The organism is Pseudomonas sp. NPDC090201 (assembly GCF_044746825.1).
GTDB lineage: Bacteria > Pseudomonadota > Gammaproteobacteria > Pseudomonadales > Pseudomonadaceae > Aquipseudomonas > Aquipseudomonas putida_AD.
Window position 1 is genome coordinate 1 of record NZ_JBIVCX010000008.1, and the last position, 23347, is coordinate 23347.

At 64.9% G+C, this 23347-nt stretch carries 20 protein-coding genes and 1 pseudogene; 5 read left to right on the forward strand and 16 right to left on the reverse strand.

Going from position 1 to position 23347, the window contains the following annotated elements:
- Positions 1-628 precede the first annotated feature (628 nt).
- On the forward strand, positions 629-850 hold the full coding sequence (locus ACIPOO_RS19805) for a hypothetical protein (protein ID WP_274131360.1): 222 nt from the start codon (positions 629-631) through the stop codon (positions 848-850).
- A gap of 55 nt (positions 851-905) precedes the next feature.
- Here ACIPOO_RS19805 and ACIPOO_RS19810 read toward each other — a convergent pair whose 3' ends face one another.
- The 6 genes from ACIPOO_RS19810 to ACIPOO_RS19835 all read right to left on the reverse strand — a co-directional run bounded on the left by ACIPOO_RS19810 (position 906) and on the right by ACIPOO_RS19835 (position 7050).
- The gene (locus ACIPOO_RS19810) at positions 906-1700 is read right to left on the reverse strand and encodes an acyl-CoA thioesterase (RefSeq protein WP_400609235.1); all 795 of its coding nucleotides are present in this window, start codon (positions 1698-1700) and stop codon (positions 906-908) included.
- A gap of 99 nt (positions 1701-1799) precedes the next feature.
- A complete protein-coding gene (locus ACIPOO_RS19815; RefSeq protein WP_400609237.1) occupies positions 1800-2579 on the reverse strand; it encodes a CHAD domain-containing protein in 780 nt (259 codons plus the stop codon).
- A 20-nt stretch (positions 2580-2599) separates the two neighbouring features.
- Complete coding sequence (locus ACIPOO_RS19820) at positions 2600-4603, reverse strand: DUF3488 and DUF4129 domain-containing transglutaminase family protein (protein ID WP_400609417.1); 2004 nt, start codon at positions 4601-4603, stop codon at positions 2600-2602.
- A 13-nt stretch (positions 4604-4616) separates the two neighbouring features.
- The gene (locus ACIPOO_RS19825) at positions 4617-5600 is read right to left on the reverse strand and encodes a DUF58 domain-containing protein (protein WP_274131363.1); all 984 of its coding nucleotides are present in this window, start codon (positions 5598-5600) and stop codon (positions 4617-4619) included.
- Complete coding sequence (locus tag ACIPOO_RS19830) at positions 5570-6487, reverse strand: MoxR family ATPase (RefSeq protein ID WP_274131364.1); 918 nt, start codon at positions 6485-6487, stop codon at positions 5570-5572. The genes ACIPOO_RS19825 and ACIPOO_RS19830 overlap by 31 nt, the downstream gene beginning before the upstream one ends.
- Before the next feature lie 284 nt (positions 6488-6771).
- Positions 6772-7050, reverse strand: coding sequence for a hypothetical protein (locus ACIPOO_RS19835; RefSeq protein ID WP_166595210.1), 279 nt, complete (start codon positions 7048-7050; stop codon positions 6772-6774).
- A 177-nt stretch (positions 7051-7227) separates the two neighbouring features.
- Between ACIPOO_RS19835 and ACIPOO_RS19840 the strand changes: the two genes are divergently transcribed.
- On the forward strand, positions 7228-8286 hold the full coding sequence (locus ACIPOO_RS19840; protein ID WP_400609240.1) for a patatin-like phospholipase family protein: 1059 nt from the start codon (positions 7228-7230) through the stop codon (positions 8284-8286).
- Here ACIPOO_RS19840 and ACIPOO_RS19845 read toward each other — a convergent pair.
- From ACIPOO_RS19845 to kdpF, 6 genes are all read right to left on the reverse strand, one after another.
- Positions 8283-8972: a response regulator gene (locus tag ACIPOO_RS19845; RefSeq protein WP_400609242.1), complete on the reverse strand. Its 690-nt coding sequence runs from the start codon at positions 8970-8972 to the stop codon at positions 8283-8285. The two genes, ACIPOO_RS19840 and ACIPOO_RS19845, sit on opposite strands and share 4 nt — an antisense overlap.
- Before the next feature lie 145 nt (positions 8973-9117).
- Positions 9118-11778: a DUF4118 domain-containing protein gene (locus ACIPOO_RS19850; protein WP_400609244.1), complete on the reverse strand. Its 2661-nt coding sequence runs from the start codon at positions 11776-11778 to the stop codon at positions 9118-9120.
- A gap of 200 nt (positions 11779-11978) precedes the next feature.
- Complete coding sequence (kdpC, locus tag ACIPOO_RS19855) at positions 11979-12530, reverse strand: potassium-transporting ATPase subunit KdpC (protein ID WP_400609247.1); 552 nt, start codon at positions 12528-12530, stop codon at positions 11979-11981.
- A gap of 73 nt (positions 12531-12603) precedes the next feature.
- Positions 12604-14667, reverse strand: a complete 2064-nt coding sequence (gene kdpB / locus ACIPOO_RS19860) for a potassium-transporting ATPase subunit KdpB (RefSeq protein ID WP_274131369.1) — start codon at positions 14665-14667, stop codon at positions 12604-12606.
- A gap of 10 nt (positions 14668-14677) precedes the next feature.
- Entirely contained in the window at positions 14678-16372 is a 1695-nt protein-coding gene (gene kdpA / locus ACIPOO_RS19865; protein WP_400609250.1) for a potassium-transporting ATPase subunit KdpA, read from the reverse strand.
- 5 nt (positions 16373-16377) lie between these two features.
- Entirely contained in the window at positions 16378-16473 is a 96-nt protein-coding gene (kdpF, locus tag ACIPOO_RS19870) for a K(+)-transporting ATPase subunit F (RefSeq protein ID WP_037009437.1), read from the reverse strand.
- A gap of 377 nt (positions 16474-16850) precedes the next feature.
- On the opposite strand from kdpF, the gene ACIPOO_RS19875 reads away from it, so the two are divergent.
- The 3 genes from ACIPOO_RS19875 to xopAW all read left to right on the forward strand — a co-directional run bounded on the left by ACIPOO_RS19875 (position 16851) and on the right by xopAW (position 19474).
- On the forward strand, positions 16851-17603 hold the full coding sequence (locus tag ACIPOO_RS19875; protein WP_274131372.1) for a response regulator: 753 nt from the start codon (positions 16851-16853) through the stop codon (positions 17601-17603).
- Positions 17600-18685 (forward strand): sensor histidine kinase, encoded by a 1086-nt coding sequence (locus tag ACIPOO_RS19880; RefSeq protein ID WP_400609252.1) that lies wholly within the window; start codon positions 17600-17602, stop codon positions 18683-18685. The genes ACIPOO_RS19875 and ACIPOO_RS19880 overlap by 4 nt, the downstream gene beginning before the upstream one ends.
- A 252-nt stretch (positions 18686-18937) precedes the next feature.
- Complete coding sequence (gene xopAW, locus ACIPOO_RS19885) at positions 18938-19474, forward strand: XopAW family type III secretion system calcium-binding effector (RefSeq protein WP_400609254.1); 537 nt, start codon at positions 18938-18940, stop codon at positions 19472-19474.
- A gap of 55 nt (positions 19475-19529) precedes the next feature.
- Here xopAW and ACIPOO_RS19890 read toward each other — a convergent pair whose 3' ends face one another.
- The 4 genes and pseudogenes from ACIPOO_RS19890 to ACIPOO_RS19905 form a co-directional block, all read right to left on the reverse strand.
- On the reverse strand, positions 19530-20582 hold the full coding sequence (locus ACIPOO_RS19890) for an AI-2E family transporter (RefSeq protein WP_400609256.1): 1053 nt from the start codon (positions 20580-20582) through the stop codon (positions 19530-19532).
- A 97-nt stretch (positions 20583-20679) separates the two neighbouring features.
- Positions 20680-21510, reverse strand: a complete 831-nt coding sequence (locus tag ACIPOO_RS19895; RefSeq protein WP_274131376.1) for a DUF4892 domain-containing protein — start codon at positions 21508-21510, stop codon at positions 20680-20682.
- A 150-nt stretch (positions 21511-21660) separates the two neighbouring features.
- Positions 21661-22514 (reverse strand): annotated as a pseudogene (locus tag ACIPOO_RS19900) (alpha/beta fold hydrolase).
- Complete coding sequence (locus tag ACIPOO_RS19905) at positions 22511-23344, reverse strand: alpha/beta fold hydrolase (protein ID WP_274131378.1); 834 nt, start codon at positions 23342-23344, stop codon at positions 22511-22513. The pseudogene ACIPOO_RS19900 and the gene ACIPOO_RS19905 overlap by 4 nt, the downstream one beginning before the upstream one ends.
- Positions 23345-23347: the final 3 nt, after the last annotated feature.

A 23347-nucleotide genomic window follows, 5' to 3' on the forward strand; every position in this document is an offset into this window, starting at 1 on the left:
GATGGGCCGTCCCTGGCCCGCACGGCTTTCGCGGCTTCCTGCCGCTCATCCCCCTCCACGACACCTGCGCTCGGCCTGGCGCCTTGACGTCGCGTTCTGCGGCGCCTGCACCTTCGCGCACAAGATCAAAAGCAAGATCAAAATCTTTGGTTGAATCCCATCCCGTAGCAGCACGGCTTGCCGGCGGGAGCGATCTCAAAGGCGCCATCGCGAGCAAGCTCACTCCTACAGGTTGAGGTGACCACACCCGTAGCAGTCCGGCTTGTCGGCGTCGGCGGTCTTCCGGACGCCATCGCGGGCAAGCGCGCTCCTACAAGGTTAAGGTGACCACACCCGTAGCAGTCCGGCTTGCCGGCGTCGGCGGTCTTCCGGACGCCATCGCGGGCAAGCGCGCTCCTACAAGGTTGAGGTGACGACATCCGTAGCAGTCCGGCTTGCCGGCGTCGACGGCCCAGAAATCGCCCCGCCGGCAAGCCGTGCTGCTACGGGAGGTGGCGCCGATGCGATTGGCTAAACCCATGCCCCCTATCGCGGCGATAGCAAACCTCCATTCGCCGCGATGGGCTGGCGGGCCTATTCTGAATCCATCGAAAACAGTTCTTATTCAGTGTCCATGGAGGCCTGCATCATGCCCAAGTTCATCACCAACCTGCACCTCGACGATTTCTTCTCGGCCGTGAACAAATCCGGCCTGTCATCCAATCTGGTGCTGTCGTCGATGGCGTTCCCGTTGTCCATCGTCTCGGGTCTGCTGTTGCTCGACGGCGCGTTGAACGCCAGCGTGACGTCAGCGGGGATCGGCGTGTTGGGTCTGATCGCGGCGCAGGCCATCAAAGCCCGGGGCCAGTAAGGTATCGGGGCGGCCCAAAAACAGCGTTGATACGCCCTTCTTCAGCACATCGTACCTATCCGAACACCGTCACCGTCTGGCGGCTGATCGCCACCAACTCTCCTTTCGGCGTCCACAACGCGGCGGCCACATGGCCGTAACCGTCTCGCGCGTGTTCGATCACCGCACGATATTGCGTCCAGTCATGGGTAGTCATGGCCGGCAAGGGTTGAACGAATTCGATGGTCCAGGTCAGCGAGCTGCCCGGCGCCGGTTTGCTCAGGTGCGGCAAGGTCGCTGGCGGCCAGGTATCTACCAGGGCCAACAGATGCGCCTCGGTCAGCGGTTCTTCTTCCACGTCGCGCAGGCGCGCGTAGCCGCCAATGGCGGGCGATGGCGTGTTCGAATAGGGAAAGCCGCCCAGCGCCCAGCGCATTACGATGAAGCGCAGGTATTCGGGCATGACACCGGGGATGAACGGAAAGGCCGGTACGTCCTGCACCGGTTTGAACGACGGCGCGGGCTCGGCCTGTACCGCGATCATCGATTCACGCGGCGCGCCGAAGCTGCCCTGGATCAAGGTCACGGTCTGGCCGTTCTGCACCGCCCGGCCCAGCACCTGGCTGACCGCCTTGCCCTCACGCAGAATCTCCACCTCGAAGGAAATCGGCACATCGACCGCAGGCGGCCCGACAAAGCAGATCGCCAGGGAACGCACGGGCCGGTCAGCCGCAACCCTGGCGCGCATGGCTTCGAACTGCAGCGCCGCCATCAGGCCACCGAAACAGGAACGGCCCTGGCCCCAGGCAGCGGGGATGGAAACGTTACCCGGGTTATCCCGCACGGCATCGAGTAATTCGGAAAATTTCATGCGCACTCCTGGAGGCGGACGACAGGGTTTTCCGGATGTTAGCGAGGCCGATGGCGCAGGACAGGGTTCATAACTGCCAATCCTGCGGCCTGATCGGGATCAGTGGGCGGGCTTTTCGCCAAAGCAGGCATGAAACAGGCGATCCAGCGCCTTGTCGGATTTCTCCTCGGCACGCAGAATCCCCAATTCCCATCCGGCCAAACAAGGCGCAAGGTCCTTCTGTTCTTCGGCCTGGGCCAGCCACTGCAAGTGATCGTGCCAGTCGCCCAGCGCGCCCTGGGCCGCCTTGAGGCGCTTCTGCATCCCGTCAGGCTGATGGCTCAGCTCAGGGTAGGCCTCGGCGGCGTAGCGCACCCGCTTGATCAGCAGGCGCAGGCGATGGCGGTCATGGGCAGGGTCGGCCATCGCCTCGCGCAGCTTCTTCCACTGTTTGTCCATGCGCTTCTCGATCCGCTGACGCAGCTTCTTGAGCAGGCCATGGCGTTGCTGGGCACGCAGGAACGACGGCAACTGGTCCAGCACGCCGAGCAGGCGATTGAGTTCAGCGCTGGTGGCCACTTGCGGGCAGGCCGTGTCCAGATAGTGCGTGCGTTTGCGGGCAGGCTCGTGCATGCCTTGCTTGTGCAGGAAGGCCGCCAGCACCTGCATGTCACGCAGCGGCGTGGTCAGGTCACCGACGCCCTTGGCCGCCTCTTCGACCTGATCCATCCCCGGCAGACCGCGCAGCGGGCGCAGAACGCTGCGCAGACGCCTGACGGTGGTGCGCAGATCGTGCAGCGCTTCGCTGTCCGTCGACGCGGCCAGCCGTGCGTGACAGGCCAGCAACTTGACGTTGAGACTGAGAATCTCGGCGACCAGATGATCGACCATTGAGGACATCGAACCACTCCTTTATTCATTCATGACCGCGGCTTGTCTCTGACCGCCGACAGGCGCCAGGGCAGGCTACGGCGTAGATATTTCAAACGTCGGCGTAAATGCCCGACCGAGCCTGCAACTCCGGCGTACCGCTGGGCTTCGAATTCCCGGGCGAACGCTTCGATGGCCTCGGCCTGCGCGGGAAAATGCTGGGCCGCGCGTCGGGCGAACGCCTGCGCACCTTCGCCCTGCTGTCGTTTAAGACCATGACGGGCCAGCAGTCGTTCGAATGCGTTGAACAGCCGCAACTGCGAATCGCTTTCCCGCCGCCAGGGCTTGAACACCCACAGCGCCAGCAAGCCGAGGATCGCCACGGCGCCGCCCGCGAACACCGGCGCGTGAAACCCGGAGAACCAGCGCCCCAGCACCTGCAACTGCTGCTGCCCCTGATAGCCAAGTACCCAGCGCTGCCAGCCGTAGTTGAGGTTATCCCAGCTCATGCGGATCGCGTTGAGCCAGGCCAGATGGCGGTAGCGCAGGGCCGACATCGGCGAGTCACCGAGAAATTCCTCGTCAGCGGCCAGTGCCTGTTCCAGTCCCTGTTCGATTCGCGCCGGTGCCACCGCCGCCGTCGGGTCGACGCTGCGCCAGCCCACACCCGTCTGCCAGTATTCGACCCAGGCGTGGGCATCGAACTGACGCACACTGATGTAATTTCCGTCAGGGTTCAGCTCCCCGCCCTGATAGCCCGCCACCACTCGTGCCGGAATGCCGGCAGCCCGCAGCACGAAGGTCATCGCCCCCGCGTAGTGCGCGCAGAACCCCGAGCGGCTGCCGAACAGGAAGTCATCGATGCTGTTGGGGCCCAGCGCCGGCGGCTTGAGGGTGTAGTGAAACGGCTGTTCGGCGAAATTCGACAGCACGGCGTCAACCAGCCTGTCGGGCTGAGGGTAGCGCCGGTGCAGGTCGGCCGCCCATTCCCGGGCCTCGGGGTTGACCTTCGCCGGCAGCTGCAGGTCCTGGGAACGGGCGCCGTCGCTGAGGGTGGTTTCCCGCACGGCGTCAGGCCAGGAGTTGACCGTGTAGAGGATCGACTGGTCGATGGGCCGCCTGCGCTGCCAGCGGAAATCGCTCATCTGGCGCACCCCGGCAAGGTCCGTCTCACCCACATCCAGGGTCATCAACCAGGGTTTGCCGGTCGGCTCCATGACCACGCTGTAGCTGACCTTTTCGCCATCGCGGCGCCAGTCCGGCGCATCGGGCACCTGGGCCCGGGATGACTGGGACCAGCGGCGTCCGTCGAACTGTTCAAGGGTCAGGCCGCGCCAGTATTGCTGATCGCGTGGTGGCACCGGCCCCTCGAAACTGGCTCGGAACACCAGCGCAGCCGACTTGCTCAATTCGGTGACATCGGCCGGCGCCATGCTGTCGGACAGACCGGTCAGGGCCTTGTTGCTGGGCTGGGGCAGCGACCACAGCGGGTCCAGGCGCGGAAAGAACAGAAACAGCAGCAACATCAGCGGCACAGCCTGCAAAACCAGCTTGCCCGACAGCATCAGGGTGTCCGCCGGCTTGCTGGCAAAACCGGACTGCTGCAAGCCGATCAGCGCCGCCAGCAGGGTGACGATGGGCAGAATCGTGAACAGTCCCCAGAGCAGGGCATCCTCGAACAGATACCCCACCGACACGCAGAAGAACCCCAGGAAAATCAGCACCAGGGCATCGCGGCGGGTCTGCATTTCCAGCATCTTCAGGATGAACGCCGCGATCAGCAACGCCGCCCCCGCGTCCAGCCCCACCAGGCTGCCTCGGGCCAGGAAGATGCCGCCCGCCGTGCCCACCAGCAACCCGGACTTGACCCAGTTGCCGGGCATGCGCACGCGCATGCGAAAGATCTGGATGCGCCAGAAGGTGCAGGCCAGCCACAGCACGATCAAGGAAACGGGAACGTGCAGGGAAAACGGCACGATGACCAGTGCCTGGGCAATCAGCAGCCAGTTCAGGCTGGCCCTGGGGATGGGCTTGGCAAGATTGCCCAGGGTCATGGCCGCGCGCCCCTCATGCCCGCACGCCGTACAGCGCCAACTGGCGCAGGCAGGCTTCACGATGGGCATCGCCGCTGTCCACCGCCGACAGGAAGCCCGGCAGGCGCAGGGCGAACGGCTGCTGGCGTTGCGACAGCTCCAGCACCCAGTAGCACAAGCGCGACAGGCGCTCTTCGATGTCGCCGCCCAGCGCCATGAAATCCAGGCACAAATCGTGGCCCGACAGGTCCGTGAACTCCTTGACCATCAGCCCCTGCCCCCGGGACCACGCCTTCCAGTGCATGCGCCGCAGCGAATCGCCGGCCTGCCACGGGCGCAGGCCCTGATAATCGTCGACGCCTTCCCCGCGCGTGGCCTGGCCGTCGTCCTCGGCATGAGGTTGCACCCCTTGCAGCAACGGCATGCTGCCGGGCACCGGGCGCGGGTAGATCAACACCGTCTGCTCCAGGTCCAGCCAGCTCCAGGCGCGGAAGATGCCCAGCGGAAACACACTTTCGACCCGCAGGCGCGGCGCCCGCAGCCAGCCACGGTTGATCGCAGGCAGGGTCAGCGCCACTTCCTGCTGGCTATGGGCAGCGACGTCGGCCTGTTCGAGCTGTTCGGTGTCCCAGCCCAGGGCGATGGCATGATGGCCGCTGCCGGCGCTCTCCAGACGCAGGCGCAGTTGCACCGGCTCGCCGACGAACACCGAGCGGGCGTTGCTGGCACTGAGCACCAGCCCGGTGAAATTGCGGTAGGTGTGCAGAATCGCCAGGATGCCCACCGACAGCATCAGGAATGTCAGGCCGTAGGCCAGGCTGTTCTGGTAGTTGATCGACACCAGCAACAGCAACACCAGCACGAACGCGTAGGTGCCACCGACCCGGGTCGGCAGTATGAAGATTCGACGGTGATTCAGCTCGATCCGCGAGGCCGGGGGGATACGGCGTCCCACCCAGCGCTGCCAGAGCGGCTTGAACTGTTCGATCAAAGCACCGGCACCTCGCGCAGCAGCCACTGGACCAACGCCCCGCCTCCATGCCCGGTGGGGTCGGTACGATCGCGCAAGCGATGGCCGATCACCGCAGGCAGGATCGCCTGGACGTCTTCAGGTATCACGTAATCACGACCGATCAACAACGCCCAGGCCCGCGCCGCCGACAGAATCGCAAGGCTGGCCCTGGGCGACAGCCCGTACGCAAACTGCGGCTGGCTGCGAGTGGCGTCCACCAGGCGCAGGACATAGTCGATCAGCGCATCGCTGGCCCGCACCCGCCGGGCCTCTTCCTGCAAGGCGGCCAGTTGCCCGTGATCGATGATCGGCTCGATGCGCGGCAGCAGCTCGCGGCGGGATTCGCTCTGCAACAGCGCCTTTTCCGCCGAGCGCGCCGGGTAGCCCAGCGACAGGCGCATCAGGAAACGGTCCAGTTGCGACTCGGGCAAGGCAAAGGTGCCGCCCTGGCTGAACGGGTTCTGCGTCGCGATGACAAAAAACGGATCAGGCAGCAGCCGGGTTGCGCCCTCGATGGTCACCTGCCCTTCCTCCATGGCTTCGAGCAACGCGCTCTGGCTCTTGGGGGTGGCCCGGTTGATCTCGTCGGCCAGCACCAGTTCGGCGAAGATAGGCCCCGGATGAAAGGTGAACTGCCCGGTTTCGCGGTTGAAGATCGAGGTACCGAGGATGTCGCCCGGCAGCAGGTCGGAGGTGAACTGGATGCGCTGGAAGCTCAGGCCCAGGACCCGGGCCAGGGTGTGGCTCAAGGTGGTCTTGCCCATGCCGGGCAAATCCTCGATCAGCAGATGGCCCCCGCCGAGCAGGCAGGTCAGGGCCAATCGCACTTGAGGCTCCTTGCCCAGTACCACCTCGTTGATCGCGTTCAGACACAGATCGAGTTTTCTGCCCATTGGAAAGCCTCCCCAGGCGACTGCTCACGGCTCAAGGACCGCAGAAAAGACCTAGCGTACAGCCACTTTAAAATCAGCGTAGGCCTTTTCGCCAGAGCGGGATGGGATTGGGGATGGATTTATTGCACATGGGCGAGGCAGAGCGGCAAGAACGAAGCGTTCCATGGCATTGATCGTCCCCACGCTCTGCGTGGGGATGCCGCCGGGGACGCTCCGCGCCCCGTGACGCGGAGCGTCACATGATCGTTCCCACGCCGGAGCGTGGGAACGATCATTATCCGAACTCAGCGGCCGGCGCGGGATTCGCGAATGTAGAAGCGCGCTTTCTCGGCCTTCTCGTTGCAGCCTTCAAAGGCTTCGAACTGCTGTTGGGTCTTGGCGCCGGTCAGCAACGACAGGGCCTTGGAGTAACTGACGGTACCGGCAAAGCCTTCGGCCTTGGCCAGGTCCAGCTCGTGCCAGGCGGCGTCCAGATTGGTGGCGCAGCTGTCGCGGTAGGCGGTTTTACCGGCGCAGCCTGTGAGAACAAGGGCGAGCAATGGCAGGCAGATCCAGGCTTTCATCGGGTGTTACCTCAACAATGGAAATCGACAATGCGAGTTGGACGGTGCGTCGATGCAAAAGTGCCATAACGGCGCGTCGCAGAGTATCTGTTTTATGTCGCACGGGTTATACAAACACCTGATGATTCGCGGCAGGCTTGGGCGTAGGGTAGAAGCACTGCAACGGGGGACCTGCCAATGAAAAAAAGAATAGCGCTGGTGTTGGGGTCCGGCGGTGCCAGGGGGTATGCGCACATCGGGGTGATCGAGGAACTGGAGCGGCGCGGGTATGACATCGCCTGCATCGCCGGGTGTTCGATGGGGGCAGTGGTCGGCGGGATTTACGCCGCCGGAAAATTGCCGCAGTACCGGGCCTGGATCGAAAGCCTCGATTACCTGGACGTGCTGCGTCTGGTGGACGTGAGCTTTCGTCTGGGGGCGATTCGCGGGGAGAAGGTGTTCGGGCAGATTCGCGAGATCGTCGGCGAGGTGAATATCGAGGATTTGCGCATCCCCTACACCGCCGTCGCGACCGACCTGACCAACCAGCAGGAAATCTGGTTCCAGGAGGGCAATCTGCATGCGGCCATGCGCGCGTCGGCGGCGATCCCCACCCTTTTCACCCCGGTGGTCCAGGGCAACCGCACCCTGGTGGACGGCGGCCTGCTCAACCCTTTGCCGATCGTGCCGGTGGTCTCCAGCCACTGCGACCTGATCGTGGCGGTCAACCTCAACTCCACCAACCAGAAGCAGTATCAGCTCCCGGTGATCGAACGCCCGCCGGCGGTGAAGAAACGCTTCGACAGCCTGATCGCCTCCATCGGCTCGCACCTGCCATTCCGGCGCAAGCTGGAGGTCGGCGGTGGCGATGTGTTGCGGCTGCAGCAGGACAGCCTCAAGGCCACCGCCGCCGTGCTGCCGGATCCCTGGCCCAGCGCGGGAGGCGAGTCGGCCAACCCTCAGGGCCAGCAGCCGGCGGCGGCCCCCACCGAACCCGGCGCGCCGAAGTCGGCCAGCGGCGCGGTGATCATCGATAACGTCGGCCCCGCCTCACTGCTGGACCTGATCAACCAGAGCTTCGAGGTCATGCAGACGTCACTGGCGCAATACAAGATCGCCGGTTACCCGCCCGACATCCTGATCAACGTGCCCAAGCGGGTCTGCCGTTTCTTCGAGTTCTACAAGGCCCCGGAGCTGATCGCGCTGGGGCGTGAAATTGCCCGGGATACGCTGGATCGGTACGAGCGCGAGCACTAGGCCGAAATCAGCCGATACCCCACCCCCGCCTCGGTCACGATGAAGCGGGGCGCGGTCGGGTCATCGGCGAGTTTCTGGCGCAGGTGGCCGACGACGATGCGCAGGTAATGGGTATCCTCCACGTGGGTCGGCCCCCAGATGTCCTTGAGCAGTTGCTGCTGGGTGATGACCCGCCCCGGATGCCGCGCCAGTTGCGCAAGGACTGCGTATTCCTTGCGGGTCAGGGCGACTTCGTTGCCGTCGAGCATCACCCGCCGATAGGCAAGATCCACGGTCAGCGGACCGATCACCAGCGCCGACTCGGCTTGACCGGAGTCCGGCGCCTGGCGCAACAGGGCCCGGATGCGCGCCAGAAACTCCTGGATGCCGAACGGCTTGGTCACGTAGTCGTTGGCGCCTGAATCCAGCGCCCGTACCTTTTCCCCTTCACTGGCGCGCACCGACAACACCAGCACCGGCACTGCCGACCATTCGCGGAACTGGCTGAGCACGTCCTGGCCGTCCATGTCCGGCAGGCCCAGGTCGAGCACCAGCAGATCGGGCTTGTTCAGCGCCGCCTGGCTCAGCCCGTCGCTCCCGGTGCCGGCTTCCAGCACTTTGTAGCCCTGTGAGGCGAGACTGATGCGCAGGAACTTGCGAATCTGCGGTTCATCGTCGATCACCAGAATGGTTGCCGTCTGGCTCATGGTTTTCCTGTTAAATAGTCACTTGGGACCCGTAGCAGCACGGCTTGCCGGCGGGAGCGGTACATCCGTCAGTGATGCATCGCCTGACACGCCGCCCCCGCCGGCAAGCCGTGCTGCTACGGGTCCTCATTTTGTCAGCAGAAGCCTAACCCATTGCCGCCTCGGTTTCCCCCTGGGGCTGCGTCTGCAGCGGCAGGTGCAGGCTGATGCGGGTGCCGCGTCCGTCGATGCCGTCACCCACGCTGATCCGCCCGCCGTGGGCGCCGACCATGCCCTGACAGATCGCCAGCCCTAGCCCCGTGCCCTGCCCGCCGCGATCGCCGCGGGCGGCGGTGTAGAACATGTCGAAGATCTTCGCCCGTTCATCCTCGGGAATGCCCGGCCCCTCGTCGCTGACTGAAAAAACCAGCTCATCGGACGAGGCGTTCACTTCCATCTGCAAGCGGCCATGGAGCGGCGAAAAGCGCGCTGCGTTTTCCACCACGTTGATCAGCGCCTGCTCGATGAGCGCCGCATGCACGTACAGCAACGGCAGCTCGACGGGCAGCTCGGTATTGACCTGCAACGGCGCCAGCACCGCACGCAGGCGGTTCAGGGTGCTGCCGACGATATCTGCCGGGGCGACCCAGTCCCGGGCCAGTTTCAGCGCACCGTGGCCCAGGCGGGTCATGTCCAGCAGGTTCTGGATGTAGCGATCCAGGCGCTCGGCCTCGTCGCGAGTGCCTTCCAGCAATTCCTGACGATCCGCCAGCGGGATCGCCTCGCCCAGCGCCAGCAGGCTGTCGATGCTGCCACGCATGGCGGTCAGAGGCGTGCGCAAGTCATGGGACACCGAGGCCAGCAAGGCGCTGCGCAGTTGTTCGGTTTCGCCATGCAGGCGGGCGGCTTCCAGGTCTTCGGCCAGCCGCGCGCGCGCCAGCGCCTGACCCAATGGCTGGCTCAGGGCAGTCAGCAGACGTCGGCGCTGGGCTGTGAAACTCTGCCCGGCCCGTGGCCGGACGCCGAGCAACGCCAGCGGCGCATCATCGACCCACAACGGCAGGAACCACCAGGCACCCGACGGCAAGGTGCCGGTGCCCTTCCCCGCAGGTTGGCCGTGCTGCCAGGCCCAATCGGCGGCGGCCCGCTCGAACTCGGACAACTGCAGGGCGCCGCCGCTTTCCACTTTCCAGCCTTGCTGGTTCTGATTGTCGAGGATGCACACCTCCAGCTCCTGCCAGCCGGCCAGATGCTGCTCGGCGGCGCTGAGCACGGCCTGGCGGTCGGTCGCGGCGGTCAGGCGCCGGGACAGGTCAAGCAGTTCGCTGGTTTCTTCCTGCGTGTCGCGCAGCGCCTGCAATTGTCGCCGTTGCCGGGCCGCGAGGTTGCCGGTCAGGGCCGCCATCAGCAGGAAGAACAGCAAGGTCAGCACGTCTTCTTCGCGCTGGATGCTCAGGGAGAAATTCGGCGGGATGAACAGGAAGTCATAGGCCAGGAACGACAGCACCGAGCAGACCATCGCCGGGCCCACGCTGCTGCGCACCGCCACCAGCAGCACGGCGGCAAGGAACACCAGCGAGATATTTGGCAGTGCCAGCACGCTCGCTACTGCCCAGGCCAGGGCACTGGCGCAGATCGTCGCCAGCACCGCCAGCAGGTAGTCGAACCAGGGCGTCGCACGGGGCGTGTTCGAGCGAGGTTGATCAGGCCGCGCTTCGCTGTCCAGCACGTTGATCTCAAGGCCGTGGGCGTTGCGCAGCAACCGGGCCGCCAGGCCACCGCCGAACACACGGCGGCGCAACAGAGGCCGCGACTGGCCCACCAGCACCAGGCTGGCCCGACGTTCGGCGGCGTGCTGAATCAGGGTTTTCGCCACTTCCGGGGCACGCAACACCACGACCTCGCCACCCAGGCGTTCGGCCAGTTGCTGGGCGTTTTGCAGACGGCTGCGGGCGACTTCATCGAAGAACCGGCCGTTATCGACGTGCACCAGGGTCCACGGCAAATGCCGGCGCTGAGCCACGCGGCTGGCATGGCGCACCAGCCGTTCGGCCTGCGCATCGCCGTCCACGCCCACCAGCAATCGGCCGCGTACCGCAGGCGCGGCCTGGCCCAGTTGGCGATAGCCCAGCGCCAGATCGTTATCGACCTGGGCTGCGGCGGTCTGCATCGCCAGTTCGCGCAGGGCGGTGAGGTTGGTCTGGGTGAAGAACGCGTCGATGGCCGCCCGCGCCTGCTCGGGCACATAGACCTTGCCGTCGCGCAGACGCTCCAGCAACTCCCGGGGCGGCAGGTCGATCAGCACCAGTTCGAAGGCTTCCTGCAGCACCCAGTCCGGCAGGGTTTCGCGCACCTGCACGCCGGTGATGCCGCGCACCTGGTCGTTGAGGCTTTCCAGATGCTGCACGTTGACCGTGGTGTAGACGTCGATGCCCGCCGAGAGCAACTCCTGAATGTCCTGCCAGCGCTTGGCGTGGCGGCTGCCCGGCGCGTTGCTGTGGGCCAGTTCGTCCACCAGTGCCAGTTTCGGCCGGGCCTTGAGCAGGCCGTCCAGGTCCATTTCTTCGAGCATCACGCCACGGTATTCGCTGCGCAGCATCGGTTGCTGGGCCAGCCCGCCGAGCAAGGCTTCGGTCTCGCTGCGGCCGTGGGTTTCCACCACGCCCACCAGCACCGAAACGCCCTGGCGCAACTGGGTGTGCGCGGCCTGCAGCATGGCGTAGGTCTTGCCAACGCCTGGCGCGGCCCCCAGAAAGACCTTGAGCCGGCCACGGTCGTCCCGGGGAAGAGAGGCCAGCAAGGCGTCGGCGCGGCTGTCTGAATTCACGATGGTTGTCCTGATGAAAATTGCCTGTTCGATAATCCCGAGACACACCCTGTAGGAGCGCGCTTGCCCGCGACTGCGGTGTGTCATGCACCATATGTTTCACAGGGAGATCGCCGTCGCGGGCAAGCGCGCTCCTACAGGGTTGCCAGGTCAATTACCTTTTCCCTATCACCGCCCATCGTAGGAGCGCGGTGTGCCTGCTACTGCCGAATCTCACTCAAACCCTGATTCAACGCCAGCACATTCACCACCGGCGGGCCGATCAGCGAATGTTCGGTGTTGGCCGCCACCAGCCGCTGCACGGTTTCGCGCGGCAGGTGCCGGGCGACGGCCACGCGGGTTACCTGGTAATCGGCCGCAGCAGGCGACAGATGAGGGTCCAGGCCGCTGCCCGAGGTGGTCAACAGGTTCAGCGGCACCGGCCCCTGCCCTTCGACTTTCTCCTGCGCGGCATCATCGCCGATGCGCTTGGCCAACGCCGGGTTGCTCGGCGACAGGTTGCTCGCGCCGCTGGCCACCGTGGCGTAGGCCCCTGCGGACGGACGCGAATGAAACCACTCTTCCCCAGTGAAATTCTGCGCGATCAGTTCCGAGCCGCGCACCTTGTCCTGATCGTCGTACACCAGGCTGCCATTGGCCTGTTCCGGGAACGCCACCTGGGCGAGGCCGGTCACCACCAGCGGATATGCCACGCCGGTGATCAGGGTCATCAGCACAATCAGGCTCACGGCGGGACGCACTATAGTCGACATCTCTCAATCCTCGATCAATTCAGTGGCTGCGGCGGTCGCCCTCTGGCAATCCCGCCCGCAGCGCAGGTAACGGTTACACCAGGTGCAGCGCGGTCAGCAGCAGGTCGATGAGCTTGATCCCTACAAACGGCACCACGATCCCGCCCAGCCCGTAGATCAGCAGGTTGCGCCGCAGCAGATGCGCCGCGCTCGCCGCCTGCACCCGCACGCCGCGCAGGGCCAGGGGAATCAGCACCACGATGATCAGCGCATTGAAGACGATGGCCGAGAGAATCGCGCTCTGGGGGCTGGCCAGGTGCATGATGTTGAGCACGCCAAGCTGCGGGTAGATCGCCGCGAACAGCGCCGGCAGAATCGCGAAGTACTTGGCCACGTCGTTGGCAATCGAAAAGGTGGTCAGCGCGCCACGGGTCACCAGCAATTCCTTGCCGATCTGCACCACGTCCAGCAGTTTGGTCGGGTCGCTGTCCAGATCGACCATGTTCGCCGCTTCCCGCGCCGCCTGGGTACCGTCGTTCATCGCCATGCCGACGTCCGCCTGGGCCAGCGCCGGGGCATCGTTGGCGCCGTCGCCACACATCGCCACCAGACGCCCGTCGTTCTGCTCCTGACGAATGCGCTCCAGCTTTTTCTCAGGCGTGGCTTCAGCCAGCACGTCATCGACCCCCGCCTCGGCGGCAATCGCAGCGGCGGTGAGCGGGTTGTCGCCAGTCACCATCACGGTGCGAATCCCCAGCTTGCGCAGCTCGTCGAAACGCTCGCGGATACCGGGCTTGACCACGTCCTTGAGGTGAATGGCCCCCAAAAGCTTGCCGTCGCCACACACCAGCAGCGGCGTGCCACCGGTCTTGGCGATCTTGTCGATTTCCCGGGCCAGCGGCGCGGGCAGGTCGCTGCGATCACGGCCCAGGAACGCCAGCAGCGAATCCACTGCGCCCTTGCGGAACACGCGACCGTCGTAATCGACGCCGGACAAGCGGGTTTCGGCGCTGAAAGGTACGGCGGTCAACTGGCTCGCCGCTGGTTCGGCGAACTGATGCAGCCCGCGCAGGTATTCGACAATCGATTTGCCTTCGGCGGTGTCGTCCGCCAGCGAGGCCAGCAGCGTGCCTTCGCTCAGTTCCTTGCCGCTGACGCCGGGCGCCGCATACACCGCCGCGCAACGACGGTTGCCGAAAGTGATGGTGCCGGTCTTGTCCAGCAACAGGACGTGCACGTCCCCCGCCGCTTCCACAGCACGGCCGGATTTGGCGATCACGTTCAGGCGCACCAGGCGGTCCATGCCAGCAATGCCGATGGCCGACAGCAAGCCACCGATGGTGGTGGGAATCAGCGTGACCAGCAGCGCCACCAGGAACACCAGCGGCAGGTCGCCGCCGGCGAAATGGGCAAATGGCTGCAAGGTCACGACCACCAGCAGGAAGATCAGGGTCAGGCCGATCAGCAGGATGTCCAGCGCCACTTCGTTGGGGGTTTTCTGGCGCTTGGCGCCTTCGACCAGGGCGATCATGCGGTCCAGGGTCGACTCGCCGGGGTTGGCGCTGATGCGCACCAGCAGCCAGTCCGACACCAGCCGGGTATTGCCGGTGACCGCCGAACGATCACCGCCGGACTCACGAATCACCGGCGCAGACTCACCGGTAATCGCCGCCTCGTTGACCGCCGCGATGCCTTCGATGACCTCGCCGTCACCGGGAATCAGCTCCCCGGCTTCGACGCGCACCACATCGCCCTTGCGCAGGGTGCTGGCGTTGACCGTGATGTAGGCCCCGGTCGCCCCTTGCAGGCGCGCCTTGAGACCTTCGGTCCCGGCCTTGAGGCTGTCGGCCCGCGCCTTGCCACGGCCTTCGGCCAGTGCTTCGGCGAAGTTGGCGAACAGCACGGTGAACCACAGCCACAGGGCGATCTGCACGGCGACAAAGGTCGGCACGGCAGGATTGGGGATCACACACAGGATCGTCGTCAGGATCGCTGTCAGCTCAACCACCAGCATCACCGGCGCGCGTTGCAACTGGCGCGGGTCGAGCTTGACGAAGGCTTGAATCAACGCCGGGCGCCACAGCTGGGCGAAACCGGTTTTGGCCGACTCCGTCACCGGCTGTTGAGCATTTTTGATTACAGGTGCAGGCATGTTCATGATTCGGTCCTCAGAAACCCAGGCTCAAATGTTCGGCAATCGGCCCCAGCGCCAGGGTCGGCAGGAATGTCAGGCCGCCCACCAGCAAGATGGTCACGGTCAACAGGCTCACGAACAGCGGGCCGTGGGTCGGGAAACTGTTCAGGCCCAGCGGCGCGGTTTTCTTCGCCGCAAGGCTGCCCGCCAGTGCCAGCACCGGCAGGATGTAGCCGAAGCGGCCGATGAACATCGCAAGGCTGAGCATCAGGTTGTGGAACAGCGTGTTGGCACTGAAACCGCCGAATGCCGAACCGTTGTTGGCGGTGGCTGAGGTGTAGGTGTAAAGCAGCTGACTGAAGCCGTGGGGGCCGGGGTTGCTCACCGCACCGGCAGGCCCCGGCAGGGATGCCGCCAGCGCACCCAGCACCAGCACGCCGACCGGCATCACGATCAACGTCGCGACCAGCAGCTTCACTTCCCGCGCCTGTAGCTTCTTGCCCAGGTATTCCGGGGTGCGGCCGATCATCAGGCCGGCGAGGAACACGGCGATCAGCACGTTGAGCAACATCCCGTAGAGCCCCGCGCCCACACCGCCGAAGATCACCTCGCCGACCATCATGTTGGCCAGGGCGATCATGCCCGTCAGTGGGTTGAGGCTGTCGTGCATGCCGTTGACCGAGCCGTTGGATGCCGCAGTGGTGGTGGTCGCCCACAGTACGGTGGCGGTGGTGCCGAAGCGGGTTTCCTTGCCTTCCATCGGCGCGGTCTGCTCGACCGAGGCCAGGTTCAGCGTCGGGTTGGGCTGGTATTCGGCCCACAGCGCCGTCGCGCCGCCGATCAGGAACAGTGCCAGCATGCAGGCGATGATCGCGCGGCTCTGGCGCATGTCCTTGACGTAATGGCCGAAGGTGAACACCAGCGCCACCGGGATCAGGATGATCGACACCAGCTCAAAGAGGTTGCTCCAGGCGGTCGGGTTCTCGAACGGGTGCGCCGAGTTGACGCCGAAGAAGCCGCCGCCGTTGGTGCCCAGTTGCTTGATCGCGATCTGGCTGGCCGCCGGGCCCAGGGGAATGGTCTGGTCAGCGCCTTGCAGGGTCACGGCATCCACGTAATGGGCGAAGGTTTGTGGGACGCCCTGCCAGACCAGGAACAACGCCAGCACGATGCACAACGGCAGCAGGCCGTAGAGGGTGGCGCGGGTCATGTCGGCCCAGAAGTTGCCCAGGTGTTGTGTCGAGCGGCGACCGATCCCGCGACAGAACGCCACCAGCACCGCGATACCGGTGGCGGCGCTGACGAAGTTCTGCACGGTCAGGCCGGCCATCTGGCTCAGGTAGCTCAGGGACGACTCGCCGCTGTAGCTCTGCCAGTTGGTGTTGGTGACGAAACTCATTGCCGTGTTGAACGCCAGCGACCATTCCATCCCCGGCAAGCCCTGGGGATTGAGGGGCAGCGCGCCCTGAAACAGCAGAATCGCGAACAACGCGACAAAGCCCGCCAGGTTGAACGCCAGCAGGGCCAGGGTGTAGGTTTTCCAGTTCTGTTCGACCTTGGGGTCAACGCCGGACAGGCGATAGCAGATGCGCTCCACCGGCCCCATCACCGGGGTCAGGAAGGTACGTTCGCCCTCCATGACCTTGTAGTAGAAACGGCCCAGCAACGGCGCGGGCAGCAGCACCAATGCGAAGAAGGCCAGAATCAGCAGATAGTCATACCCGTGCATGGCCGTCACTCCTCGACCCGACCGGCGCGCAGCAGCGCCACCAGCAAGTACACGAACAACCCTGCCGCCAACAGCAGTGACACCCCATCCAGAACGCTCATGAAAAAACTCTCCGTCATACGGCGATTGCCGTGTGTAGGAATTGTCGTCATGACGGGTGTAAAGGAACGAGATCGAGGGTAGGCGCGGGGCATAAAGAAAGCGTAAAGAGTGCCGATTTCACCCCAGTCTATAGGAGCGCGCTTGCCCGCGACCGCGGTGTGTCAGGGCATCTGATGTTGAATGACACACCGCGGTCGCGGGCAAGCGCGCTCCTACAACAAACGTTATTAACCGCTTTGTACATTTCTTGATACATTCAAGACATCGCGCCGACACCCGACAGGCTCACCCTTCCGCCCCGCTCGCCTGCGCAGTAGCATGGCAGCGTCGTTCCTCACCCGCGGCCTTCCCGGCGGCATCACATGGCGGCAGCAACATGCAAACGACCCCTGACAGCAACACCGCCAACGCTCCGGCTGAAGAGCGGCGCTGGAACACTCGCGCGCTGATCGTCGATGACGACGTGCCGATCCGCGAACTGCTGTGCGACTACCTGGCCCGTTTCAACATCCAGAGCACCGGCGTCACCGATGGCAATGCCATGCGCCAGGCCCTGGCCGAGGAAACCTACGACGTGGTGGTGCTGGACCTGATGCTGCCGGGCGAAGACGGCCTGTCGTTGTGCCGATGGCTGCGCAGCACCTCTGACATTCCGATCCTGATGCTGACCGCCCGCTGCGAGCCGACCGACCGCATCATCGGCCTTGAACTCGGCGCCGACGACTACATGGCCAAGCCCTTCGAGCCTCGCGAGCTGGTGGCGCGCATCCAGACCATCCTGCGCCGGGTGCGCGACGACCGCACCGAGGAGCGTACCACCCTGCGCTTCGACAACTGGCGCCTGAACAGCGTGCTGCGCCAACTGACCGCGCCCGACGGTCTCGTAGTGCCGCTGTCCAACGCCGAATTCCGCCTGCTGCGCGTGTTCCTCGAACGCCCGCGCCGGGTATTGAACCGCGAACAACTGCTCGATGCCGCCCGTGGCCGCTCCATCGAGGCATTCGATCGCAGCATTGACCTGTTGGTCTCGCGCCTGCGCCAGAAACTGGGTGACGATCCCAAGTCCCCGCAACTGATCAAGACCGTACGTGGCGAAGGCTATATGTTCGACGCCAGGGACATTGGTTGATCCGCTCGGCCGACACCCTCTTCGCCCGCCTGTTCGGCGGCGCGCTGCTGGCCATCGTCCTGGCGCACCTGCTGGCGTTCATCTGGTTTCACCACTACGGCCCGGCGATGCCGCCACCGCCGCCCACCGGTCAGCAGAACGTTCATCCCATGCCGCCTGCAGGGGAACAGAGCGAGCTTTCGTCGGCCCTCGACGCCCTGCGCCCGCCCCCGCCGCCACCCGGACGCCCGCCGTTTCTCGGCATTCCGCTGATCCCGCTGTTCTTTCAACTGGTCACCCTGGTGATTGCCGCCTGGTTCGGGGCCAAGGCCTTGAGCCGACCGGTCCAGCGTATCAGTGACGCGGCCGAGCGCCTGAGCGAAAACCTCGACAGCCCGCCGTTGACCATCACCGGCCCCAGGGAAGCGCGTCAGGCGGCTGCGACGTTCAACCTGATGCAGGAGCGTATTCGCGAACAGGTGCAGCAACGCGGGCGCATGCTGGCCGCCGTTTCCCACGACCTGCGCACGCCCCTGGCGCGCTTGAAACTGCGCGTCGAACAGATTGAAGAGCCCAGGCTGCATGGCCAGATGACCCAGGATCTGAACGACATGATCGGCATGCTCGATGCGACCCTGACCTACCTGAACGAGCAGCGCACCAGCGAGGCCCTGCAGTATTTCGACGTGCAGGCGCTGATCGAATCGCTGACCGAGAACGCCCAGGACAATGGCGACGACGTGCAGGCCAGCGGCACTTGCAAACCGCTGAAGTCACAACCCATGGCCCTGCGCTCCTGCCTGCACAACCTGATCGACAACGCCCTGCGCTACGCCGGCCACGCGCGAGTGGTGATCGAGGATGCCAGCGACAGACTGCAGGTGCGCGTGATCGATCAGGGCCCGGGCATTGCGGAGAATTTGCGCGAAGCGGTGTTCGAGCCCTTCTACCGCGTCGAGGGTTCGCGCAACCGCAACTCCGGCGGCGTCGGCATCGGCATGACCATCGCCCGGGAGGCCGCCCGGCGCATGGGCGGTGATCTGCGCCTGGAGGAAACGCCGGGCGGCGGCCTGACCGCCGTGCTCGACCTGCCACGTATCTGAATGCTCTTTCCATGCTGGCCGTTCCAAAGGCACACCTGTAGGAGCGCGCTTGCCCGCGACCGCAGTGTGTCATTGACCTTCAGGTGCCCTGACACACTGCGGTCGCGGGCAAGCGCGCTCCTACGGTGCATGTACGCAGGCGCCGCGTAAGCCCCGCGTTACAAACCCCACACACCCCCGACACCCACACCCCCGACGCTGCATGAGCCGGTAAACCGAGCCGGCTCTATCCATTCGAAGGGAGGCAGTCCGATGATCTCAGGCATCAGCGGCAGCAGCAGTTATTCCGGGTACGCCAGCTCAAGCAGCACCACCAGCACCGACAAGAGCAAGAAATTCGCCGAGGATCTGCTGAAGAAACTCGACACCAATGGCGATGGCAGCATCGACAAGGATGAACTCAGCTCAGCCTTGTCTTCCGACTCCAAGGACGGCATCACGGTCAGTCTGAGCAAGGCGTTCGGCGATCTGGACAGCAATGACGATGACAGTCTGGATGTCGACGAGCTGGCCGCCATGACCCCGCCACCGCCACCGCCCATGCAGATGGACGCAGGCTCGGCCGCAGACCAGGCCCAGGACCTGCTCAGTGCACTGGATGCCGACGGTGATGGCAGCATCAGCGAGTCGGAGCTGACCGCTGCATTGCAAGGCGACGATTCAAGCAGCGACTCGAACACCAGCACCCAGGCCACCGAAGCACTGAATCGCATGGTCGCGGCCATCAGCCAAAGCTACAACCTCACAAGCAGCGCGACGGCGGGCAAGTACGTGAGTATTTCTGCCTGACAAAAAAGACCGCCGCCGGGTCAGTGCCCGACGGCGGTCGCGTGTTACGCCCGGTCTACTTGGGCAACTGCCTTGCGCGGCTGTCGGCCACCCAGTCCAGCAACAGGCTGTAGGCCACTGCCAGCAAGGTCGGGCCGATGAACAGGCCGATGAAACCAAAGGCCAGCAATCCGCCGAACACGCCCAGCAGCACGATCACCAGCGGCAGGTTGCCGCCACGGCTGATGAGGTATGGCTTGAGCACGTTGTCCACGCCACTGACGATGAACGTGCCCCACAGCCCCAGAAACACCGCCATCCCGTATTCGCCTTTCCAGGCCAGCCAAGCCGTGGCCGGAATCCAGATCAGCGGCGGGCCCATGGGCACCAGGCTGAGCAGGAAGGTACCGATGCCCAGCACCAGCGCGCCCGGCACGCCGGCAATCAGGAAGCCGATCAGCGCCAGGATGCCCTGGGCCGCCGCCGTGCCGATCACGCCGTTGACCACCCGCTGCACCGTGCCTGCCACCAGATCGACGTAGTATTGCGCACGATCACCGATCAGCCGCTCCAGCAGGCTGAGCACGAACGCCGCCAGTCGCGGGCCGTCGCGGTAGAAGAAGAACACGAAAACGATGCTCAGGGTCAGCTCGAGAATGCCACCGCCGATCTGCGCGCTGCGGGCCAGCAGCCAGTTGCCCACCTGGCCGAAATACGGCTTGATGCTGGCCAGCAATGCCGCGCCTTGCTGATCGATGGTGGTCCAGTAGCCCACCAGGCGCTCGCCCACCAGAGGAATGTTGCCAAGCCAGGTGGGAGGATCAGGCAGGCCATCGACCTGCACATCCTTGACGAACACCGTGGCGTCGCGCACGTGGTCCGCCAGGTTGAAGCCCAGCCACACCAGAGGCGCCGCCACCAGCAGCATCCAGCCCAGGGTCAGGATACCTGCGGCCAGGGATTCGCGGCCATTCAATGCGCGGGTCAGCAGACGCATCAGCGGCCAGCTGGCGAAGGCCAGCACCGCGCCCCAGAACAGCGCCGACCAGAACGGCGCCATCACCCACAGACAGGCGCCCAGCAAGGCGAGCAGAAGAATCTGCACCAACAGGCGGTCGTTATTGAGCATGGATCAGTCCGCTGAAAAGAAATCGAGAGTATTCAAGCATAGGGGCGAACGATGACGTTCACCGTTCCCCGTGATAACGCCAATGATAGAACCTGCATCAGCGAATGAGTTCGATGGCCAGCCCCCGGGTTTGTGCGGCGCCGATTTCAAGCCGCGCCGCGCGCACGCCTGCATCGGTCAGGGCTTGGCGCCAGGCCTCGCTTTGCGCGCCGGACAGGGTCACGCGCACCGTGCTGTCCAGGTTCAGGCCCCGTGACAACAGGGTGATCCAGGGCTGGGCGGGAGCACCACTGAGCATCGGCAAATCCAGATCCCCGGTGCTTTTGAGTTCGCGCAGCAAGGTTGCGGAGGTCGGCAGCAGCTCGCCCAGTGGCGCACTGGCCTGGAACTGCTCGACGTGCAGCAGTGCCCGGCGATTGCCCCGGGTGATGCTGTACAGCGCCACCAGCGTGTCGTTGGCAGGTTCGGCCAGACGCAGCAGCAGATAGGCCTGGCCGTTGTCGGCGCCGTACAGCCGGGCGTTGCCGAACACCTCGTTGGCCCACAGGCTGCTCTCGCCGCAATCGCGAGCCTGACACCAGAACAACAACTGCGCCCCCTGCTTCTGCAACGCTTCGCGGGCAGCGGTGAACGCTTCGTCGGCGGAACGCTCGGCGGGCAACTGGTAAGTCACGGAAGCCGCATTGCCCCGCGCGGCCACCTGGCCGTCGAAGCGCAACTGGCCGCTGATCTTGCGGATCGAGCCCATGGGGTAGATGCGTTCGAGTTCGACCGCAGGTTTGTAATCGACGATTTCAGCATCGGTGGGGCGCGGCACGATGGAAAAATCCTGACTGCCCGCCACGTCAGCCGCCTGGCTTGCGCTGGCAAAGCCGGTCAGGCACAGCAGCAACCCGAGCGCGTAGCCACGCCCCAGAGGGAAGTTCATAGGCCAGCCATCGGCGGGCACACAAAAACCGGCGCGTGGTGCCGGCGTTGTGAGGGATAACGGGTGGATGAATGGGTGAAGCGTGTGCAGTGGTCCATCGGGCAGTCTCCTGTTTCTACCCGCCCAGCGTCGGCAGTTGCGCCGCGCAAGTCAAGAAACGGCGAAGAACCGATTGAAACAGTCTGCAACAGCGTGTGTACCGGCCTCGTCGTTCAGGTGCAAATGGTGGCCGCCAGGCAAGACGCTGACGGCAAACGGCACGCTGGCCAGCAGCTCTTTGTTCTGTGCCAGCATGCCCTCCTCGGCCACCACCAGATGCGCCGGACAGCGCACCGCATTGACGAAGGACATCGCCTGGGCGCGGGTCAGCCGGGTCGGCGACGCCAGGGTCAGGCGGCTGTCGCTGCGCCAGGTGTAGCCGCCGGGCACCGGCATCAGGCCGCGTTGGGCCAACAGTCGGCCGCTTCGCGACTGACCGCGACCATGCCGCGCATGCGCGCCTCCACGGCGCGGTCCATGTCCTGATACACCGGCTTGCGCTTGTTGAACTGATTGAGTTGCGCCTGCAAGGCAGCACCCATTCGCTCGGCCGCCGCTTCCGGTTCGCCAAGGGGCGGGATCAGCCCGTCGATCAGCGCCAGGCGGTTGACCCGCTCCGGCACCGCGCCCGCCAGGATCACCGAAACGATGGCCCCCAGCGAATGCCCCAGCAGGGAAAACTTCTCCCAACCCATCTGCTGCGCCACCTGCAGCACGTCATGGGCGTAGTCGGGCAAGCCGTAACCGGCGCCCGGTGGGCGGTGATCGGAATGCCCATGCCCGGCCATGTCCAGCGCCAGGATGCGCAGGCCCTTGAGGCGCGGTGCCAGGCGGGCGAAGCTGTTGGCGTTGTCCAGCCAGCCATGCAAGGCAATTACCGGCAGGCCGTCCTGCGGGCCGAACAGGTGCGCCGCCAGTTCGATATGCGGCAGGCTCAGGCGTATCTCTTCGACCGAACAGCTCATGCGCGGGCTCGCTGGCTGCCCTGCGGGTTGCTGGCGTGCAGCGATCTGTCGGACCAGCGGGAAAACAGGTTCTTGAGCATCTGCGCGGTATCCTCGGGGTGTTCAAGCGGGAACATGTGCCCACCCGGTACCGAAAGATACTCGCCTTCGCGCATGCTTTTCACCGACATCGCGTGATGGCGCCGCACCACATCACTGTGCTCGCCGCGCACCATCGCCAGCGGAACCCGCAGATGCCGGGCCATGCCGGGGCTGGTGTGGGGCACGCTGCGGTAGATGCTGATTTCGGTGGCCGGGTCGAAGCGCAGGCGCAACTGTTCGCCATCGGGCTGCAGGCCGTGCAACAGATAGGCTTCGAAGCACTCGGGGTCGAACCGACGGAACAGGTTCTTGCCGGAGAAATACTGCCGGGCAGCGCTCAGGTCGCTGAATACTTCGCGCCGCCCCAGAGTGCGGCCCGCTGGCGTGATGCGGTCGATGAAACCGAAACGTTTGGCCGCACGAATCATCCACTGGTCAAAGCGGGTGAGCACTGGCGAATCGAGCATGACCACACCTCGGTACAACTCGGGATGGCGCAAGGCTGCGTGGTAATGCAGCACGCCACCCAGGGAATGCCCCACACCCCAGACCGGTTGCGGCTGCTGCGACAGATGGTGGATCAGCTCGTCAACCAGGTTGGGCCAGTTGTCGGTGACCGGGAAACGCGGGTCATGGGCGTGCTGGCCCAGATGGACGATTTCGTACTCGTCACCCAGCGCGGCGAACAACTTGCCATAGGTCGCCGAAGGAAAGCCGTTGGCGTGGGCGAAAAAAACCGGTTGGGTCATGCG

Coding starts and splice junctions, on each gene's coding strand:
- ACIPOO_RS19805 (WP_274131360.1), top strand. CDS start 629: ATGCCCAAGTTCATCACCAACCTGCACCTCGACGATTTCTTCTCGGCC.
- ACIPOO_RS19810 (WP_400609235.1), bottom strand. CDS start 1,700: ATGAAATTTTCCGAATTACTCGATGCCGTGCGGGATAACCCGGGTAAC.
- ACIPOO_RS19815 (WP_400609237.1), bottom strand. CDS start 2,579: ATGTCCTCAATGGTCGATCATCTGGTCGCCGAGATTCTCAGTCTCAAC.
- ACIPOO_RS19820 (WP_400609417.1), bottom strand. CDS start 4,603: ATGACCCTGGGCAATCTTGCCAAGCCCATCCCCAGGGCCAGCCTGAAC.
- ACIPOO_RS19830 (WP_274131364.1), bottom strand. CDS start 6,487: ATGGGCAGAAAACTCGATCTGTGTCTGAACGCGATCAACGAGGTGGTA.
- ACIPOO_RS19835 (WP_166595210.1), bottom strand. CDS start 7,050: ATGAAAGCCTGGATCTGCCTGCCATTGCTCGCCCTTGTTCTCACAGGC.
- ACIPOO_RS19840 (WP_400609240.1), top strand. CDS start 7,228: ATGAAAAAAAGAATAGCGCTGGTGTTGGGGTCCGGCGGTGCCAGGGGG.
- ACIPOO_RS19845 (WP_400609242.1), bottom strand. CDS start 8,972: ATGAGCCAGACGGCAACCATTCTGGTGATCGACGATGAACCGCAGATT.
- kdpC (WP_400609247.1), bottom strand. CDS start 12,530: ATGTCGACTATAGTGCGTCCCGCCGTGAGCCTGATTGTGCTGATGACC.
- kdpB (WP_274131369.1), bottom strand. CDS start 14,667: ATGAACATGCCTGCACCTGTAATCAAAAATGCTCAACAGCCGGTGACG.
- kdpA (WP_400609250.1), bottom strand. CDS start 16,372: ATGCACGGGTATGACTATCTGCTGATTCTGGCCTTCTTCGCATTGGTG.
- kdpF (WP_037009437.1), bottom strand. CDS start 16,473: ATGAGCGTTCTGGATGGGGTGTCACTGCTGTTGGCGGCAGGGTTGTTC.
- ACIPOO_RS19875 (WP_274131372.1), top strand. CDS start 16,851: ATGCAAACGACCCCTGACAGCAACACCGCCAACGCTCCGGCTGAAGAG.
- xopAW (WP_400609254.1), top strand. CDS start 18,938: ATGATCTCAGGCATCAGCGGCAGCAGCAGTTATTCCGGGTACGCCAGC.
- ACIPOO_RS19890 (WP_400609256.1), bottom strand. CDS start 20,582: ATGCTCAATAACGACCGCCTGTTGGTGCAGATTCTTCTGCTCGCCTTG.
- ACIPOO_RS19895 (WP_274131376.1), bottom strand. CDS start 21,510: ATGAACTTCCCTCTGGGGCGTGGCTACGCGCTCGGGTTGCTGCTGTGC.
- ACIPOO_RS19905 (WP_274131378.1), bottom strand. CDS start 23,344: ATGACCCAACCGGTTTTTTTCGCCCACGCCAACGGCTTTCCTTCGGCG.